The sequence below is a fragment of the Streptomyces sp. NPDC001493 genome, from assembly GCF_053597235.1.
In genome coordinates, this window is the sequence record NZ_JBSFHV010000001.1 from 616,451 (window position 1) to 633,904 (window position 17,454).

General features: G+C 71.6%; 14 protein-coding genes and 1 pseudogene. 6 read left to right on the plus strand and 9 right to left on the minus strand.

Annotated elements, in window-relative coordinates:
* Positions 1-229 precede the first annotated feature (229 nt).
* From ACWCWD_RS02375 to ACWCWD_RS02395, 5 genes are all read right to left on the minus strand, one after another.
* Complete coding sequence (locus ACWCWD_RS02375) at positions 230-1,867, minus strand: phytoene desaturase family protein (protein ID WP_450769584.1); 1,638 nt, start codon at positions 1,865-1,867, stop codon at positions 230-232.
* 75 nt (positions 1,868-1,942) lie between these two features.
* Positions 1,943-2,389 carry an SRPBCC family protein gene (locus ACWCWD_RS02380; RefSeq protein WP_450769586.1) on the minus strand — a complete coding sequence of 149 codons (447 nt, stop codon included), beginning with the start codon at positions 2,387-2,389 and terminating at the stop codon, positions 1,943-1,945.
* Positions 2,390-2,743: 354 nt separating this feature from the next.
* Complete coding sequence (locus tag ACWCWD_RS02385; RefSeq protein WP_450769588.1) at positions 2,744-3,211, minus strand: DUF5709 domain-containing protein; 468 nt, start codon at positions 3,209-3,211, stop codon at positions 2,744-2,746.
* 118 nt (positions 3,212-3,329) lie between these two features.
* Positions 3,330-3,656: a plasmid stabilization protein gene (locus ACWCWD_RS02390; RefSeq protein ID WP_450769589.1), complete on the minus strand. Its 327-nt coding sequence runs from the start codon at positions 3,654-3,656 to the stop codon at positions 3,330-3,332.
* A 439-nt stretch (positions 3,657-4,095) separates the two neighbouring features.
* Positions 4,096-4,344, minus strand: coding sequence for a DUF2945 domain-containing protein (locus ACWCWD_RS02395; RefSeq protein WP_450769590.1), 249 nt, complete (start codon positions 4,342-4,344; stop codon positions 4,096-4,098).
* Between the two features lie 383 nt (positions 4,345-4,727).
* Here ACWCWD_RS02395 and ACWCWD_RS02400 point away from each other — a divergent pair, with 383 nt between their 5' ends.
* The gene (locus ACWCWD_RS02400) at positions 4,728-5,000 is read left to right on the plus strand and encodes a DUF4873 domain-containing protein (protein WP_450769591.1); all 273 of its coding nucleotides are present in this window, start codon (positions 4,728-4,730) and stop codon (positions 4,998-5,000) included.
* A gap of 141 nt (positions 5,001-5,141) precedes the next feature.
* Here the strand turns inward: ACWCWD_RS02400 and ACWCWD_RS02405 are convergent, their stop codons facing one another.
* Positions 5,142-7,217 carry a sigma-70 family RNA polymerase sigma factor gene (locus ACWCWD_RS02405; RefSeq protein WP_450769592.1) on the minus strand — a complete coding sequence of 692 codons (2,076 nt, stop codon included), beginning with the start codon at positions 7,215-7,217 and terminating at the stop codon, positions 5,142-5,144.
* A gap of 391 nt (positions 7,218-7,608) precedes the next feature.
* Here ACWCWD_RS02405 and ACWCWD_RS02410 point away from each other — a divergent pair, with 391 nt between their 5' ends.
* The 3 genes from ACWCWD_RS02410 to ACWCWD_RS02420 all read left to right on the plus strand — a co-directional run bounded on the left by ACWCWD_RS02410 (position 7,609) and on the right by ACWCWD_RS02420 (position 12,306).
* Positions 7,609-9,090, plus strand: coding sequence for a pectinesterase family protein (locus ACWCWD_RS02410; RefSeq protein ID WP_450769593.1), 1,482 nt, complete (start codon positions 7,609-7,611; stop codon positions 9,088-9,090).
* A 44-nt stretch (positions 9,091-9,134) separates the two neighbouring features.
* Positions 9,135-10,586, plus strand: coding sequence for an RICIN domain-containing protein (locus ACWCWD_RS02415; RefSeq protein ID WP_450769595.1), 1,452 nt, complete (start codon positions 9,135-9,137; stop codon positions 10,584-10,586).
* A 187-nt stretch (positions 10,587-10,773) separates the two neighbouring features.
* Entirely contained in the window at positions 10,774-12,306 is a 1,533-nt protein-coding gene (locus tag ACWCWD_RS02420; RefSeq protein ID WP_450769597.1) for a glycoside hydrolase family 43 protein, read from the plus strand.
* 70 nt (positions 12,307-12,376) lie between these two features.
* Here ACWCWD_RS02420 and ACWCWD_RS02425 read toward each other — a convergent pair whose 3' ends face one another.
* Together ACWCWD_RS02425 and ACWCWD_RS02430 are read right to left on the minus strand one after the other, a co-directional pair.
* On the minus strand, positions 12,377-12,718 hold the full coding sequence (locus tag ACWCWD_RS02425; RefSeq protein WP_450769679.1) for a GNAT family N-acetyltransferase: 342 nt from the start codon (positions 12,716-12,718) through the stop codon (positions 12,377-12,379).
* Between the two features lie 15 nt (positions 12,719-12,733).
* Positions 12,734-13,762: pseudogene (locus ACWCWD_RS02430) on the minus strand (pirin family protein); the annotation flags it as partial.
* Positions 13,763-13,837: 75 nt separating this feature from the next.
* On the opposite strand from ACWCWD_RS02430, the gene ACWCWD_RS02435 reads away from it, so the two are divergent.
* Both ACWCWD_RS02435 and ACWCWD_RS02440 read left to right on the plus strand, forming a co-directional pair.
* Positions 13,838-14,326, plus strand: a complete 489-nt coding sequence (locus tag ACWCWD_RS02435) for a carboxymuconolactone decarboxylase family protein (protein ID WP_450769598.1) — start codon at positions 13,838-13,840, stop codon at positions 14,324-14,326.
* A 299-nt stretch (positions 14,327-14,625) separates the two neighbouring features.
* Positions 14,626-15,837: an undecaprenyl/decaprenyl-phosphate alpha-N-acetylglucosaminyl 1-phosphate transferase gene (locus ACWCWD_RS02440; protein ID WP_450769600.1), complete on the plus strand. Its 1,212-nt coding sequence runs from the start codon at positions 14,626-14,628 to the stop codon at positions 15,835-15,837.
* A 94-nt stretch (positions 15,838-15,931) separates the two neighbouring features.
* On the opposite strand, the gene ACWCWD_RS02445 is transcribed toward ACWCWD_RS02440, so the two are convergent.
* Positions 15,932-17,446: a sodium:solute symporter family protein gene (locus ACWCWD_RS02445; protein WP_450769602.1), complete on the minus strand. Its 1,515-nt coding sequence runs from the start codon at positions 17,444-17,446 to the stop codon at positions 15,932-15,934.
* Between the last annotated feature and the right edge of the window lie 8 nt (positions 17,447-17,454).

Sequence of the window (17,454 nt, forward strand, 5' to 3'; positions counted from 1 at the left end):
CGGCGATCACTGCTCCTTGGGGGAGGGGGCGACTGTGGTGTGACATCGTTGTCAGTTTGCGTGACATCGTTGTCAAACAATCGGTGAAGGTAGTGCCGGGGCGGGGAGTTGTCCATGGTGCGCGCAAGTAACCACCCCTGGAGTAACCCCATTTGATCCAGTTCACGGCAAAGCTGACCTGGGGTGCGAGGTGGGCGCGGCCGAACGGCGGTGGGCGGGCGCCGTGACGTTACGGTGCCCGGCGGCCGACTTCGCCCGTCCGGCCGCGGTGGGCAAGCAGACGCTGTGCGACGGACAGTGCGGCGCCGCCGCCGCGCCCCGAACGGAGCGCGGCCCGGGCCGCGTTGGCCCCGGGGGCGCCGTGCACCCCGCCGCCCGGATGGGCGGACGCGGAGGCCAGGTACAGCCGTTTCACCGGCGTCTCGGGGCGGCCCGTGCCCGGCACCGGCCGGAACACCAACTGCTGGTGCATCGAGGCCGTTCCGCCATTGATCGCGCCGTTGCGGAGATTGCCGTCCGCCGCTTCGAGCGCGCCCGGCGACAGAACCCGACGGGCGCGGACGCGGTCGCGGAACCCGGGGGCATACCGCTCCACCTGCCGCTCCACCCGGTCAGCCATCAACTCCCGCTCTCCGGGCGCCCATTCGCCCGTGAGTCCGTCCGTCCCGGCGTCAGCCTTCACCCGGTGCGGCACGTGCGTGTAGGCCCACGCCGACTCCGTTCCCAGCGGCGAACGAGTCGCGTCCGCGGTGGTCATCTGCCCACAGAGGAGGAACGGGCGGTCGGGAATCAGACCCCGGGCGATCTGCGCCGCCCACCGGGTCAGCTCATCCACGCCCTCCGCCAGATGCACCGTGCCGGTCCCGGCGGCGGCCGGTGCGCTCCACGGAACCGGTCCGTCCAGCGCCCAGTCCACCTTGAACGTGGCGAAGTCCCACTCGAACCGCCGCATGTCGTCGAGGATCCGCGCCGGCAGGTGTTCCGCCGGAACCAGCGATGTGTACAGGCTGGGCGCCGACACGTCCGCGAGCACCGCCCGCCGGGCGGGAACGCCCTCCCCGGAGGCCGTACGGACGCCCACGGCGCGACCCTGCCGCACGACCACCTCGGTGACCCGCTGCCCGCACCGCAGGATGCCGCCGCGCGACCGCAGCCGTCGCACCAGCGCCTCGGTCAGGGCCCCGGCGCCTCCGACCGGTACGGGAAAGCCGTAGGCCTGCCCGAGCATCGCCATCAGCCAGCCGAAACCGCCACTGCCGGCCGCCTCGGGCGCCAGATCAGCGTGCAACGCGCAGCCGGCCAGCAGCAGTTTGCCCCCCTCGCCGAGGAACTCCTCGTCCCCCAGCCTGCGTACCGGCAGCACGAGACTGCGGGCGAGCCGCAGCCCGCCCGCAGCCCGGAGCCGTGCCGCCAGCATGCTTCCGGCGAGGATGGGGGGAAAGGGTGCGAAGAGGGCCTTGACGATGTCGTTCCCGAGCCGGTCCCAGATGTGGCAGAGGCCGAGCCAGCCCTCTCCGTCCCCGGGCGCGAAGCCGTCCAGGGCATCGGCCGTCACCGTCCGGTCGCGGTCCAGCACCGCGCAGCGGCCGTCGAGCAGCGGATGGGCGAGCACGTGCGGCGCGTGGCTCCAACGCAGCCCCTCCCGGTCCAGGTCCAGTGCGGACAGCACGGGGGAGGCCGCCGCGAGCGGGTAGAACGAACTGAACATGTCACTGACGTAATCGGGATGGACCTCCCGGTCACTGCGGACCGCGCCACCGGGTTCGGGCTGCTCCTCCAGGACCTCGACGCTCCAGCCCGCGTCGGCCAGTACGTTGGCCGCGACCAGGCCGTTGGGCCCGCTTCCGATGACCACCGCGTCGACCATGGTGCCGCCTTTCGGTGCGATGCCGCCGTGCTGTGCATTGCTGTGCCGTCGTGCCGCGCCATGCCGCCGAGGCCGTCAGGCCGGTGGGCGGGACTTCTCCTCGACCAGCCGGGCGAGCCGCGCCAGCATGCTGCGGTGGCGGATCTGGAGCACCGCGTCCAGCAGCGCGTTGTGCAGAGTGGCTCCCAGGCCCCTCAGCGGGTGCTCGTCGACGATGACGAGGGTCTTGTCGCCCCACGGGCGGATGTCGAAGACGATGCGCGCCGATCCCAGTGGACCGCCGCTCGCCTCCAGCTCCAGCGCGCCGGGCCTGTCGACGCGACGTACCACCGTGCGGCCGGTGACCTCCTTCGGCCCGACGCGCAGGACGTAGGTGATCGAGGACCCCTCCTCCGGCCACACGCCCGACTCCGGCCGGGACCGGTCGGTCCCCACCACCCACTCCCCGTAGAGGGCCGGGTCCTCCAGCACGTCCCACACCGCGGCCGGTGGCCGGTCGATGAGGTGATGACGGACAGCCATGATGCTCCTCGGGTCGGTGAGCCCGGTGCCGGCGCCTCAGCAGCCGGTGTACGAACCCTGCGCGGGCGCGCGTTCCGTCGCGGTGGGACACCTCCGCGCCGCATCGGCCCATCTGCCTCGTGGGCCCCGTGATTCGTGGCCCTGCGCGTCGTGTTGGCCCCTCGCGTTGTGCAGGCCCTGCGTTCCGTCGGTCTCGCCGGGGCCGCGGGCCGGGCCGGGTCCCGTAGCCCCAGCCTCGATTCAACCGCGCCCGTGGCGACCCCGCAGAACGGCGGCCACACCTGCGGACGAGCTCCGGATCCTGGAAGTGTCCGGCCGCAGGCGCACGGTCCATGACGTGTCCCGCCCGGCCGGTCAGCGGCCTCCGCCGCCGTCCTCCTCGTCGACCACGTGCACGGCGGCCTCTTCGGCCGATGCGGCCCCGCCGTCGACGCCGACGTCTTCGGCGAAGACGTCCGTGTGCCGGCCGGTCGGGTCGTCGGCCGGGCTGAGACGGCCGGCCCGTGACCCGCCCTCGATCCCGGCCTCCGGCTCGCCCTCACCCTCGGTGAGGTCGCCGATACCGTCGCCGTCCGGCGGTTCGACGTCGTCGACTTCCTGGGCGAGTCGCTGGTCCAGTGATTCGCCGCGACGTTCCTCGGCCCCCGTCGTGCCGTACTTGTCCACCGCCAGCGGGCGTTCGGGAGGGGAGTAGCCCTCTTCCATCTGGTCGTCCAGGGTCCGTTCGCCGAGCGCGTCCTCCATGTCGAGCTCGTCGTTGGGCGGATCCTGGCCGTCGTCCTGCGGCTGGTAGACGTCGTCGCCGCGTGCCTGCTCCGGCATCGGTGTCGCTCCTTGCGTTCGTGTGGTGGGCATCGACGCACCCGGCCACCTTGCCCGGCCCGTCCGGCTCGCGCCGGGGGCCACGGGTGAGCGGGTGCCGCCGGGTGGTCCGGTGAGTTCAGCGGCCCAGGGCCTTCCGCAGCTGCTCCTTGGTCATGGAGGAGCGACCGTCGATGTTCTTCTTCCTGGCCTCCGCGTACAGCTGGTCCCGGGTCGGACCCTGCGCTCCTCGATGGGAGTGCTCGCCACCGCGCTGGTACGCGGACTTGCTGTCCCGCGTGGACGTCTTGCTCGCCGTCTTCGACTCGCCGGCCCGGGCCCGCTGCTTGTTCACCGTCCGGGCGGCGATCTCCTCGGCGCGTGATTCGGAGGTGCCCCGCTCCTGCTGGCTCTCCTTGATGTGTTCGTACTGGCGTTCGCGCTTCTTGCTGGATCCAGCAGGCATGGCTCTCACCTTTCCGTCTCGTCGGCCCCGTGCCACGGTCCGCGCCGGTCCGGCCGATGTGACGGAACCCGGCCGGCGTGCTCGCGCGGGGGACGATGATCCGCGTTTCCGGGAACAGCTCCACTAAACAACGCCGGGCCGGACAAGGCTTTCGCCCCGGTCGCCAATCCGGCGCCCGGCGCCCGGCGCCCCGCGCGGCCGGCGGACGGGGCGGCTGCCGGGCCGCGTGCGCCCGCACGGGTCGGACGGGCGGGTACGGCCACCCGGTCCGATCGGTACCTCCCGGCCTCCGCCGTACGGGTGAACGCGCCGGGCGACCCGCAGCGGTGGCCGCCGGATCTCCCCGGCCCCGGTGCCGAGGGTCAGGGGGCCGGGCAGGGGTGCGCGGAGATCAGGCGCGCCAGATGCACACTCCGGCGGTCGCCCTTCCCGTCGCCGCTCACGATCCCCCGCCCTTCTTGCGCAGCGCACCGGGCTTGTGCACCGCGGTCCTGCCGGTCCCGTCGCTCTCGACCTCGTACTGGGGGTCGTCCTTCGAGGCCTTCACGGTGCGTCCGGCCGCCTCGGTGCTGCGGTCGATCCGCCGCGTGACGGAACCCTCGACCTCCTGCCCGTGGCTCTTCCAGGTGACGTCGTCGCCCCGGGAGAGCTTGCCCTTCCCGCCGTTTTTCCTGTCTTTCCTGGTCATCGGACCTCCTTGGACCACCGGCTTCCGGCGGCCCGTACGGGCGCGTCGTCCGCGCCCACGCAAGCTTCGGCCCCATCGGACGGGGGCGCATGCTGGGCCGCTGCGACCGCGGCCGGGAGGCCGTGGGGGAGCGCGCCCGGTGACCAAGGGGTGCTTTGCGCGCCCGCACGCCGAAAAGTGCGCCGCTCCGACCCCGGATGCTTCGCCGTGCGAGGGACGGTGCGCATGGAGCGATCGGGGCCGGGGATGCTGAGGAGGACGCCGGTGCGTGGAGAACGGCTCGCGCGCCTTTCTCCACGCACCGGCGGGTCATCCGTCCTCGGCCGCACGAGTGGCGGCCGCCGGACGCGCGTCGATCTCGCCGTGCCGGGCACGCTGGACCCATGACCGACATCTATGAAGGACCTGCCACGCTCGTGATCGGTGCCGAGCGGACCCCCGTGATGGCCGCACTGCGGGCCGAGCGCGACAGCGGTTCCGGGCGCTGGTCGGGCACCGTCCGTGCCGACGGCCTGCAGACGCGTTTCTGGCCGGCGGTGCAGAGTGGGGGCGTCGAGATCCACCTGCCGGACGGCCGCCGGGCCACGGCCCGGATCGACATGGACGCCGAAAGCGGAAGCGCCTCGCTCGACGGAAGCGGCCCGGCACCCTTCTGATCCGCTGACCATCGCCCGGCGCCGCCACCGGCCTCGCGCAGACCCCATGTGCGTGTACGCCCCCCACCCCCCGGGGTACCCGGCGGCTCCGAGACGTGGAGCTCCGGCGGCGCCCCGTTCCGCGCGGAGCCGGGCCACCGGTCACGTGACGGTCATCGTCGCTCCCGTCGCCGCGCCGGTCCCGGCACGCGGGGCGAGGAACGCGATCCGGGGAAGCGCGCCGTCCGCGGTGCGGGGAGCACGTGCCGGGTCCGGGTCGGTCGAGGCGAACCGCGCGGTCCCGCCGCCGTCCCAGCTGTTGCCGGTGGACCGGACACCGTCGCCCAGTGCGACGTCCCGACCGTTCGCCGCCGCCACATTGGCGTCGGCCAGGGCCGCCGCGGTGGTGAGGTGGAAGCCGTCCACGCCGTTGCGGTAGGCGGTGTTGTGGGTCAGCGAGATCCGGCCGGGGTTCCCCTCGTCGGTAAATCCCAGGCCGGTGTTCTCCCAGGCCGCGTTGTTCCGTACGACGTGGGCGACGGCGGCCCGGGTGTTGCCGCCGCCGAGGGTGAAGCCGTTGCCGTTACCGAAGGACCAGTTGCTCTCCACGGTCACCGGGCTGGTGAACCCGCCCAGGTCCACGCCCTCGTCGGCGTTGTCGTACGTACGGCAGCCCTTCACGAGGTTGCCCGCTCCGGAGCCGAACTTGATCGCGAGACCGACACCACTGCGGCCGTCGGCGCCGCGATTGGCGTAGAAGTCGCTGTCGAGCACGGAGTTGGACTCGGTTCCGCCGTCGCGCAGGGTCAGACCGGACTCGGCGTTGTCGTGGAGGGAGAGCGACTGGAAAACCGTGTGGGCGCAGCCCCGGCAGACGTACGCGTGGCTGATGGAGCCGCGGATCTCCAGTCCCCGTACGGTCCAGTAGTCCGCGGTCTGGGTGATGGCCCAGGCGCCCCGGGAGATGCCGGACGCGTCCACGACCGGGCGTTCGCCCGGGTAGTTGGCGAGGGTGATGCGGTGCTCGGCGTCGGCGTCGGTGGTGATGTCCACCGCTTCGGTGGGGCGGTAGGTGCCGCCCCGCATGAGGACGGTCCCGCCCGGCTTCACCAGACCGACCGCCTTTCCGAGCGTGGCGAACGGGTGCGCGAGGCTTCCGTCGCCGCTGTCCGACCCGTCCGGGGCGACGTAGAGGCTCAGCGCGGCGACGTCGTTGCCCGAGGACGGGGAGGGCACGGTACGGGTCCGGGCGGGCGCCGGGGGCGCGGAGGAGGCCGGCGGCGGGGAGGCCGGTGACTGCCACAGCAGGAGGCCCAGGGTCCCGGCGGCGATCCCCGTCGCGGCCACCACGGCTGCCGCTTTCGCCTTGGAACCCGCCAGGGAGAACAGCCCGCCCGCCTTGGCCGGCACGGTGGGGGCGGTGGCCACGGCGGAGGCGACGGTCTCCCGCAGCCAGACCAGCAGCACCGCCGGCACGGCGACGAGCCCGATGCCGGGCAGCAGGTTCTCCGGAGGGACCAGACCGCTCCCGTGCGCCCGGCACTGCGGGCAGTCCCGCACATGACGGGTGAGGCGCTTGCGCCACAGGGCGCTGCTCGTCCCGTCCCACTCCTTCGCCTCGGACAGCAGACCGGCGCAGCGCGGGGTGGCCGCCAGGGCGTGCACCAGGATGCGGGCCGCTTCCAGCCGGTCCTTCATCCGCTGGACCCGCACGGCCGTGTGCCGGCGGTCGAGACCGAGGGAGGCGGCGACTTCGGTCCGGGTGAGACGGCCCGACGCCTCCTCCCAGTAGAGGGCGAGCACCTGCCGGTCGGGGGGTTCGAGCCAGCGCGCCGCGCGCGCGAGTTGGCGCCGCTGGCCGGTCAACGCGAGCTCGGCGACGGTGCGTTCGGCGAAATCGGGTAGAGGGTCGGGCACGCTCTCGACGTCTCGGCGGGTCGCGTACCGGCCCGCCGAACGCCGTTGGTGCTGCTGGATCTCGCGGTACGCGATGGCCACCGCCCACGAGCGGAACCGTTCGGGCTCGCGCAGCTTCGGCAGACCGCGGACGATCCGCAGCATGGTCTCCTGCACGAGGTCGTCGGCATCGGCGTGCCCGTTCAGGGCCCGGCCGACGATTCCGTGGACCAGCGGCAGATGCAGGGCGACCAGTCGTTCCGTCGCCTGCCGGTCGCCGTCCCGTGCGGCGTGCGCGAGGGCTGCGACGTCTTCCTCGGGGTCGGTCCGGCGCTCCGTCATGGTCTCTGCTCCACCGGTCATTCATCCGATCGATCATGCCAAGAGCCCGCATCGTGGCACAGCGGCGGGGGGCTGTAAAGATCCATTACGAGACGTCGTGCGGACGGTCCGGAGACCTGGCCTGTGCGCGAACGGGCATGTGGGGAAGGTGCGTTGAGATGTCACGCGTTGTCCGGTGCGGACAACGTCCACCGGTCGGCCCCTCGTGCCGGGAAGGCGGTCAGTCCGGGCGTGGGGCGAGAAGCTCCGCTCTTTCCCGGAAAGTTTCCGCGAGATTTCTGTTATCCCCCTCCGCCCCACGCATCTACCAGGTCGCTGCGGCTCCTCCGGCCGCGGCCGGCACCCGGGCGACGGACCCGCTGCCGTACGAGCCGCACGAAGGAGTATGCGCATGAGGCGAGATCCCACAGCACGACCCGGCCCGGCCGACGGGCACCGGCACCGCCGAAGAGCATCCAGGTTCGGTGCGCTGATCGCGGCGTTCGTGCTCGCGGTGTGTGCGGTGGTGGTGGGTGGCGCGGTGTCGCCGGCCGCGGCCGCGACGTTGCCGGCGACGGGCGGGGTGTACCAGCTGGCGGTGACGAAGAGCGGTAAGTGCATCGATGTACCGGCGGCTTCGGCGGCGAATGGGGCGTTGTTGCAGCAGTGGGGGTGCACGGCGGATTCGCCCTGGCAGAACTTCACGCTGACGGCCGCGGGTTCGGGGACGTACCGGCTGGTGAACGTGAGCTCCGGCAAGTGCATTGACGTGCCGGACTATTCGACGGTGTCGGGGACGCGGTTGCAGCAGTACAGCTGTGCCGGTCAGACGAACCAGGCGTGGACGCTGGTGGCGAGCGGTTCGGGGACGTTCCAGATCATCAACGTCAACAGCGGTCTCTGCGTCAGTGACGAGGGCGCGTCGACGACCAACGGCACCGCGATCATCCAGGAGACCTGCACCGCCAACACCAACAAGCAGTGGGCCTTCAAGCCTGTCTCCACCACGCACAACACCGTCGCGGCCGACGGAACCGGCACGTACACCACCGTGCAGGCGGCCATCGACGCGGTGGGGACGGGCAACGCGAGCCGGGTCGTCATCACGATCAAGCCGGGCACCTACCGGCAGGCCGTGACCATCCCCGCCACCAAGCCCTACATCACGCTCCAGGGCACCGGCGATTCCCCCGACGACGTGGTGATCGTCGGCAACCGCAACGCGGGTGACTACGGCACCTCGGGCAGCGCCACCGTGGTCGCCCTCGGCCACGACTTCACCGCGACCAACCTGACGATGTCGAACGACTTCGACGAGAACAGCTCCGACACCGGTGACCAGGCGCTCGCGCTCTACCTGGACGCCGACCGGGCCCTGCTGGACGACGTGCGTCTCCTCGGCGACCAGGACACCTTCCTGGTCAACAACAACGCCCGCGTCTACGTGTGGAATTCGTACGTCGAAGGCACGGTGGACTTCATCTACGGCGGTGGCGTCGCGGTCTTCGACAACAGCCGGATCCACGAGAAGCGGACCACCGGCGGACCCATCACCGCCGCCAGCACCCCCGCCGAGCGTGCCTACGGCTTCCTCTTCTACCGGTCCACCGTCACGAGCACGGTGAACAACACCACCCAACTCGGCCGCCCGTGGCGCCAGGACGCCCAGGTCCTCTACCGCGAGTGCACGCTCTCGGCGGCGATCGCCACCGCCCAGCCGTGGACGAACATGTCCACCAGCACCTGGCAGAACGCCCGGTTCCGTGAGTACCGCAACACCGGTGCCGGGGCCACGGTGAACGCCAACCGGCCGCAGCTCACCGACGCCCAGGCGGCCACCTACACCCCGCAGAAGTACCTCGCGGGCACCGACGGCTGGAACCCCGTCCGCTGATCCGGTCCACAACGTCCTTTCCCGGTAAGAGAGAAGAGGGAACCATGTTCAACAGGAGTGGCACCAGGTTCGGTGCGCTGATCGCGGCGTTCGTGCTCGCGGTGTGTGCGGTGGTGGTGGGTGGCGCGGTGTCGCCGGCCGTGGCCGCGACGTTGCCGGCGACGGGCGGGGTGTACCAGCTGGCGGTGACGAAGAGCGGTAAGTGCATCGACGTGCCGGCGGCTTCGACGGCGAACGGCGCGCTGCTGCAGCAGTGGGGGTGCACGGCGGACTCGGACTGGCAGGAGTTCCGACTGGATTCGGCGGGTTCGGGGACGTACCGGCTGGTGAACGTGCACAGCGGCAAGTGCATTGACGTGCCGGACTATTCGACGGTGAGTGGGACGCGGTTGCAGCAGTACAGCTGCGCGGGTCAGACGAACCAGGCGTGGACGCTGGTGGCGAGTGGTTCGGGGACGTTCCAGATCGTGAATGTCAACAGTGGTCTGTGCATCAGTGACGAGGGCGCGTCGACCACGAACGGCACCGCGATCATCCAGGAGACCTGCACCGCCAACACCAACAAGCAGTGGGCCTTCAAGCCCGTCACGACCGGACGGACCTGGTCGGACAAGGCGGACGGCTTCGCTTCCACCGGTGGCGGCACCACCGGCGGCGCGGCCGGCTCCACCGTCACCGTGACCACCTACGCCGACCTGGTCAAGTACGCCACCTCCACCAGCCCGTACGTCATCAAGGTGGCCGCCGCGATCACCGTGGACCCCTACGGCCACGAGATCCCGGTGACCTCCGACAAGACGATCGTCGGCACCGGCACCAAGGGGGAGATCGTGCACGGCGGGTTCTTCCTGGGCACCGGCGTCCACAACGTCATCATCCGCAACCTCACCATCCGCGACGCGCAGATGACCGACGACGACCCGGACGACAAGGTCTACGACTACGACGGCATCCAGATGGACACGGCCGACCACATCTGGATCGACCACAACCGCATCGAGCGGATGAACGACGGCCTCATCGACAGCCGCAAGGACACCAGCTACCTCACCATCTCCTGGAACGTCATGGGCACCGAGAACAAGGCCCTCGGCATCGGGTGGACCGACAACGTCACCGCCCGGATGACCATCCACCACAACTGGATCCACGACACCAACCAGCGCAACCCCAGCATCGACAACGTGGCCCTCGCCCATCTCTACAACAACTACCTCCAGAACGTCACGTCCTACGGCAACCTGTCCCGGGGCGCCTCGAAGACGGTCATCGAGAACAGCTACTTCGAGAACGTCGCCAACCCCTTCAACATCGACACCACGGCGGCGTCCCTGACCCAGTCGGGCAGCGTCATGGTCAACTGCACCGGCAAGCAGGTGACGAACGGGACGACCTTCACCCCGAGCAGCTACTACGCGTACACCCTGGACGCGGCGAAGGACGTGCCCGCCCTGCTGAAGGAGTACGCCGGCCCGCAGAGCAACATCGGCGGCTGACCCTGGCCCCGTCCTACGGGACGGCCCCCCCGCCGGCACCCGTTCACCGGGGCCGGCGGGGGGAGGGAGGCCGGGTGCGGGCAGACCGACGGCCTGGGGCACCATGCAGGTGCGACACCCGCACGTCCCGACCCCCACCCCCCACGACCTGGCAGGACGCGCACGACGGCCCGACCCGAGGATGGACATGGCGCACTTCGACAACCCCGTGATACCCGGCTTCAGCCCGGACCCGAGCATCTGCCGCGCGGGCGAGGACTACTACCTGGCGACGTCCAGTTTCGAGTACGTACCAGGGGTGCCGCTCTGGCACAGCCGCGACCTCACGCACTGGCGGTTGATCGGCCACGCCCTGGACCGCCCGGAGCAGTTGGAGCTTTCCGACGCCGTGGCCTCCTCGTCCGGCGTGTACGCGCCCACCCTGCGCCACCACGGCGGGCGCTTCTGGATGATCACGACCGTGGTCGGCGGCGCCGGCACCGTGCTGGTGACGGCCGAGGACCCCGCCGGTCCCTGGTCGGACCCCGTATCCGTCAAGATTCCCGGCATCGACCCCGACCTGGCCTGGGACGAGGAGGGCACCTGCTGGTGCCTGTTCTCGCACCACGGGATCAAAGGGGTGCGCATCGACCCGGAGACGGGCGAACTGCTCGGCGAACCCGTGGAGATGTGGTCGGGGACCGGACTGCAGTACCCCGAAGGCCCGCACCTCTACCACGTCGGCGACTGGTGGTACCTGCTGCTCTCCGAGGGCGGGACGGAGCGCGGGCACGCCCTCTCGGTGGCCCGCGCCCGTACGCTGCCCGGCCCCTTCGAGCCGCACCCCGACAACCCCGTCCTCTCCCACCGCAGTACGGACCACCCGGTGCAGAACACCGGCCACGGCGACATCGTGCAGGCCCACGACGGCAGTTGGTGGATGGTGCTGCTCGGCACGCGCCCCCGGGGCGACACGCCCGGCTTCCACGGGATGGGGCGCGAGACCTTCCTGACTCCGGTCCGCTGGGAGGACGGCTGGCCCCTGCCGGGACCCGTCGAACTCCAAGCGCAGGGGCCCGAGTTGTCCCCGCACCCGTGGCCGCAGGAGCCGGACCGCGACGACTTCGACACGCCCGCCCTCGCCCCTCGCTGGGTGACCCTGCGCCGCCGTGACCCGGAGGACGTCGACCTCGGCGCGAAGCCCGGGCACCTCGTACTGAACTCCCGTGCCGACGCGCTGGACCGGCCCGGCGCCGTGTTCGTGGGACGCCGTCAGCGCGATCCGGAGTGCGTCGCGCGGACCCGGACCGATGTCACCGAGGGCGGGCGGGGCGGCCTCGCCGTACGGCTCGACGAGGCGCACCACTACCAGGTGGAGCGGGAGGGCGACATGGTGCGCGCGGTCGCCCGGATCGGTCCGGTCCGTCAAGCGGTCGCCGAACGAGCCGTACCCGCAGGCCCGTTGACTCTGCGCATCGACGTGACCACCACCGACGTCCTGCCGCCCACCGTCACCGGCCGAAGCGCCGGCCCGCAGGCCGGCGCCGGTCTCCGTGTCGGAGCCCCCGACACCCTGCGGCTCGGATACGAGACGGAGGAAGGGGAGTTCGAGGTCCTCGCCGAACTGGACGGCCGCTACCTCACCACCGAGGTCGCCGGCGGATTCACCGGCCGGGTCATCGGGATGTACGCGACCCGGGGCAGCGCGTCCTTCGACTGGTTCGAGCTGAGCCCGGCCTGACGCCGTACGCGCACCGGCCGCCGCCCCGGTCCGCGAGCACCCGCGGGCCGGGGCCGGGTCGCACCGTGTGTCAGTGCGAGCGGGCCGCCTCCAGCCACTCCAGGACCTCCGGGGTGACCGGGTCGGTGATGTCGGCGAACTCCGTGTGCTTCGTGAGGAACTTCGCCACGTAGGGGCAGACCGGAACGATCCGCTTGCCGGAGGCGCGTACGTCGCTGAGCGCCTGCTCCACGAGGACGGACGCCAGACCCTGGCCGGCGAACGCGTCGTCGATCTCGGTGTGGAAGAAGACGCGCTGTGCGTCGCGGTCGCGGTAGGCGGTCAGCCCCGCGCGGACGCCGTCGACGTGGATCTCGTAGCGGTGCCTGGCGTCGACGCGCTGGACGCTCGGGGTGGGGACGGGCCGGTTCATGGTGTTCCTTTCGGTACGGGTCGGGTTGCCTCGGGGCGAGAGGGCGGCGTTCGGGAGCGAGGGGGCGGGGATGCGGTCGCCGGGGTAGCCGTCCACGTGACCGAAGCGGCTCGACGCCGCCTCCCACGCCTCGCGCGCCTCGACGATGTCCTCGTGGCTGCGGCCCACGAAGTTCCACCACATGACGATCTTCTCCTCGAACGGCGTGCCGCCCACGAGCACGGCCCGGGCGGGCGCGTCCGATTCGTTCGTCAGGGTCAGTGTGGCGTTCCCGGGGCCGACGTAGCCCAACTCGGCAGGGCTGAGCAGGGTTTCGCCCATGCGGATGCTCCCCTGGTCCACGAGCAGACCGTGCTCGAACGCGGCGTCCGTGTCCAGTGTGACGGTCGCGCGGGGTTCGACGACCAGTTCGGCGCCGAGCAGCGGGGTGAACGTCGGTACGGGAGAGGTGTCCCCGGCGAGCGAGCCGAGGAACACCCTGATGACGGCGCCGGGCACGTGCACCGCACCGGGGGCGTGGTGGCGGAAGTCACGGCCGGTGAGCCGGTGCTCCTCCGGGAGCGCCACCCACAGCTGGACGCCGTGCAGGACCGTGGTGGCGGGAGTCGAGACCTCGGTGTGGCTGATCCCCAGGCCGCCGGTCATGAGGTTGAGCTCACCCGGGCGCACGTAGGCGTGGCTGCCCAGGCTGTCCCGGTGCTCGATCTCCCCGCTGAACAGCCAGCTGACCGTCTGCAGTCCGGTGTGCGGATGGGGTGCCACGTCCATCCCGCCCGTCTCGGCGACGTCGTCGGGGCCGTAGTGGTCGATGAAGCACCAGGCGCCGATGAGTGTGCGGGCCCGCTGCGGCAGGGTGCGCCGTACCGTCATCGCCCGGGGGCCGCCGAGGGGCACGTCCCGGGCGGTGAGCACCTCCACCCGCTCCGCATCCGCCGGACCTTCGTGCGCTCCGGTCTCCTCGGACCGCGCGCTCCGGCCCGGACCGGTGCCTCCGGTCCCCGGCGCCCCGCTCCCGTGAAAGGTGCTTTCATGTTCAACGATCATGCTCGATGGTAAGCCGCCGCCCGTCCGGGCGTGCGGGGTGGTGGAGGGGCGAGGCGCCCCGGTGAGGAGACACGGGTGAACGGCACCGAGGCGGCACGCGGCGAGCGGCGGATCTACATCGACAAGCAGAGCCCGAAGCCCTACCACGCGCTGGTGGCGACCTCCGACGCGGTGCGTGCCGCCGCGGAGGAGGCGGGACTGAGCCGCACCTTGGTGGAGCTGGTCAACCTGCGGGTCTCCCAGATCAACGGATGCGCCTTCTGCCTGGACGTGCACACTCGCGCGGCGCTCCGCGCGGGCGATACGGGCCGACGGCTGGGGGTGCTGGCGGCCTGGCGCGACACCGAGGTGTTCACCGCGCAGGAACGAGCCGCCCTCGCCCTGGCGGAGGCGACGACGCACCCCGCCGACGCCGCGCTCCAGGAGGCCTCCTACGCGCTCGCGCGGGAAACCCTCTCCGACGACGAGATCGCGGCCGTGATCTGGGTGGCCGTCACCATCAACGCCTTCAACAGGGTCTCCATCATGAGCAAGCACCCGGTGCGCGCCCTTCCGGGGCAGTGAGGCGTACGCGGGACCGTCTCCCGGGTCGGTGAGGCCGCCGCGGGTCCGCCTCCCGGGCGGTCCGGCGCAGTCATCTTGTCAGGTGACCACCTGTTCGTTTTCTCCTCGAACTCCAATCAAAGTGCCCTCTCTGCGTGTTATTTGGGGCATATCCCGACATGTACACCTTAGGTTGTGGAACGACTCCACTCGGGTGGCGCGGTGCGCCGCCCCGGTTTACGCGTTCCGAGGGCGCCGTGCGGGGCCGTCCCGTCCGGCGCAGGACGCCACGGGGCCAGGAACGAGGAAAGGCAGAGCAGGTGAACGTGGTCGGCGTCATCATCTCCGGAGCTGTCGCGCTGGCGATCACCGTGGCACTCACCGCGGTCGTCCGCGGACTTGCCCCGGTCATCGCGGCCAAGGGCGGACGCCGGGGACCTCGGCGAACCGTCGGGACGGGCGTCGCGGTGGTCCTGGCGACCACCGGCGTCATGCTCGCCGCGCCCCGACTGGGCCTCCCGGAACCGGGATTCGGGGTGCGCCTCCTCCTCACCGCGTCCTCGGCCGCCGCGGTGCTGGGACTGGTGAAGGAGTTGCGCCCGGTCGGTGCCCGGACGGAACTCGTCCTCCATACCGCCCTGGCGGCACTCGTCGCGGCGTTCTCCGGACTCTCCCCGGTGGCAGCGGTGTTCGGGGCCCTCCTCGTGGTGATCCTCACCCACGCGCTCCAACTGCTGGACGGATCCGACGGCACGGCGGCCGGAGTGACCGTCGTCCTCGCCGCCGGACTGCTCACCTGCGCGGCGGTCGACCATCACCCCGGGACGGTGCTGCTGCTCGCCGTGGTGGCGGCCTCCGTCTCCGGCGTACTGCCCTACAACTGGCCACCCGCACGTGTCTTCTACGGCTCCTGCGGATCGCGCTACACGGGCTTCCTGCTGGCGGGCTCCATCCTGCTGCTGCTCGCCGGAGCGCCGTCCGGGAGCGCCGCCTGGGTCTCCGTACCCTCACTGCTGGCGGTGGCCCTCGCCGACCTGGCCCTCGTCCTGCTGTCCCGGCGGAAGGCCGGCCGGTCCCTCCTGGCCCCGGGACAGGACCACGCCGTGCACCGGCTGCGCCGACTCCGTCTGACGCCCCGGGGAGCCGCCGTCACGCTCATCCTGGCGACGGCGGCCTGCACCGCCACCGGCACGCTGATCCACACCGGCGTGTTCCACCCGGCGGTCGGCCTGGCGCTGCCCGCGGCCGTCGCCGTCGCGGTGGTGGCCCTGCTGCGCGTACCGGTGTACACCCCGCCCGCGCCACGTACGGGCGTCCGCCGCAAGCCCACCGGTGCCGGCCTCTCCCAGGAGGCCCCGGTGGCCCCGGCGCCCACCTCGACGCGTCACAGGGCCACCGTGCCCGGCCCCACGCAGCAGGGCGCCCCCGAGCCGAAGCCGGGGACGCCCGCCCGTACCACCGCACCGCACATCGCCGCCACCAGGAAGCCGGCCGAAGGACGCCCGGCGGACCTGGCCGGCGACCGGCGCTGACGTACCTGCGTTGATGTATCAGCGCTGACGCATCCGCGTCGACGAACCTGCACCGCCCCGCCGGCACCGGCGTGACCGGCGCTCGCGGGCCAGGTCAGACCTGTTCCGCCACCGGCTGCGGGGCGGTCTCTCCGGCGCCGGCCTCCGGACCGGAGAGGGCCGCCACCACCGCGTCGGCCTCCGCGTTCGGCTCCGGCAGCAGGAGGCCGAGCGCGGCGTAGACGACGAGCGAGGTGACCAGCGGGGTGACGATCACCGTCGTCTGGGACGCCCCGTCCAGGCCGTACTTGACGAAGAAGTACCCGGCGAGACCGAGCGCCCAGGAGGCCAGGGCCGCCCGCGAGCCGCAGCGGCGGAACGCCGGCAGCAGCCCCAGCAGCATCGGGATGGAGATCGGCCCCATCACGGCCGCGACCATGCCGACGACGATCCCGAGGACTCCGCCGAAGTGGTCGGCTTCGATGGCCACGATCATGGAGACCCCGATGAAGACGACCGTGACCACCCGTGCCGTCAGCAGTTTCCGCTCGTCCGCCGAGTTCCGGAACCCGGGCACGAGGGCGGGCAGGATGTCGCGGGTGACCACGGACGAGATGGCGTTGGCGTCGGAGGACGCCATGGCCATCGTGTGGGAGAACATCCCGGCGAGGGTCAGACCGACCAGCCCCATCGGCAGATAGGTCTGCGCCATCAGCGCGTACGTCTGCTGGGGATCGCTGATGTGGGGCATGAGCACCGGCGCGGCGACGGCGGGCAGCAGCAGCACCGCGGGCCAGACGAGGTACAGGACGGCCGAGAGACCGGCCGAACGCCGGGCCGACTTGGGGGAGTCGGTGGCCATGTACCGCTGCGCCAGGTTCCACATGCCGCCGTTGTACTCGAACAGCTTCACCACGACGTACGCGGTGAGGAAGCCGGCGGTGTACGGACCGACCAGCGGGTCGGTGTGGCCCTCCGGGAGCCGGTGCCACAGGGTGCCCAGACCCGAGATGCCGCCCAGGTGGTCGAGCACCACCCACATCATCGACAGCGCGGCCACCCCCTGGATGACGAACTGTCCGAACTCCGTCAGGGCGTCCGCCCACAGACCGCCGACCGTGCAGTACAGAAGGGTGACGACCCCGGTCAGCAGAATGCCCTGGGTCATCGACATCCCGGTGAAGACCTCCAGGAGGATCGCCACCGACGCCCACTTGGCGGCCACGTCGAAGACCTTCAGCAGCGTGCCGCTCCAGGCCAGCGCCTGCTGGGTGGGGACGTTGTAGCGGCGCGCGAGGTACTCCAGCGGGGAGGCCACCTTGTAGCGCCGCCGCAGCCGGTTCCACCGGGGGGCGAAGAGCCAGGCGCCCACGCCGGTGCCCACGGCCAGCGGCAGGAACGCCCAGACGTACACGGTGATGCCGTAGTCGTAGGCGACCGCCGCGTAGGCGACGAACACGGCCGCGCTGTAGCCGGACATGTGGTGCGAGATACCGGTCAGCCACCAGGGCATCTTGCCGCCGCCGGTGAAGTAGTCGGAGACGTCGCTGACGCGCCGGTGCGACCACACGCCGATGAGCAGCATCACCAGGAAGTAGCCGCCGACGGCGACCCAGTCGAGCCAATGCATGGGCATAC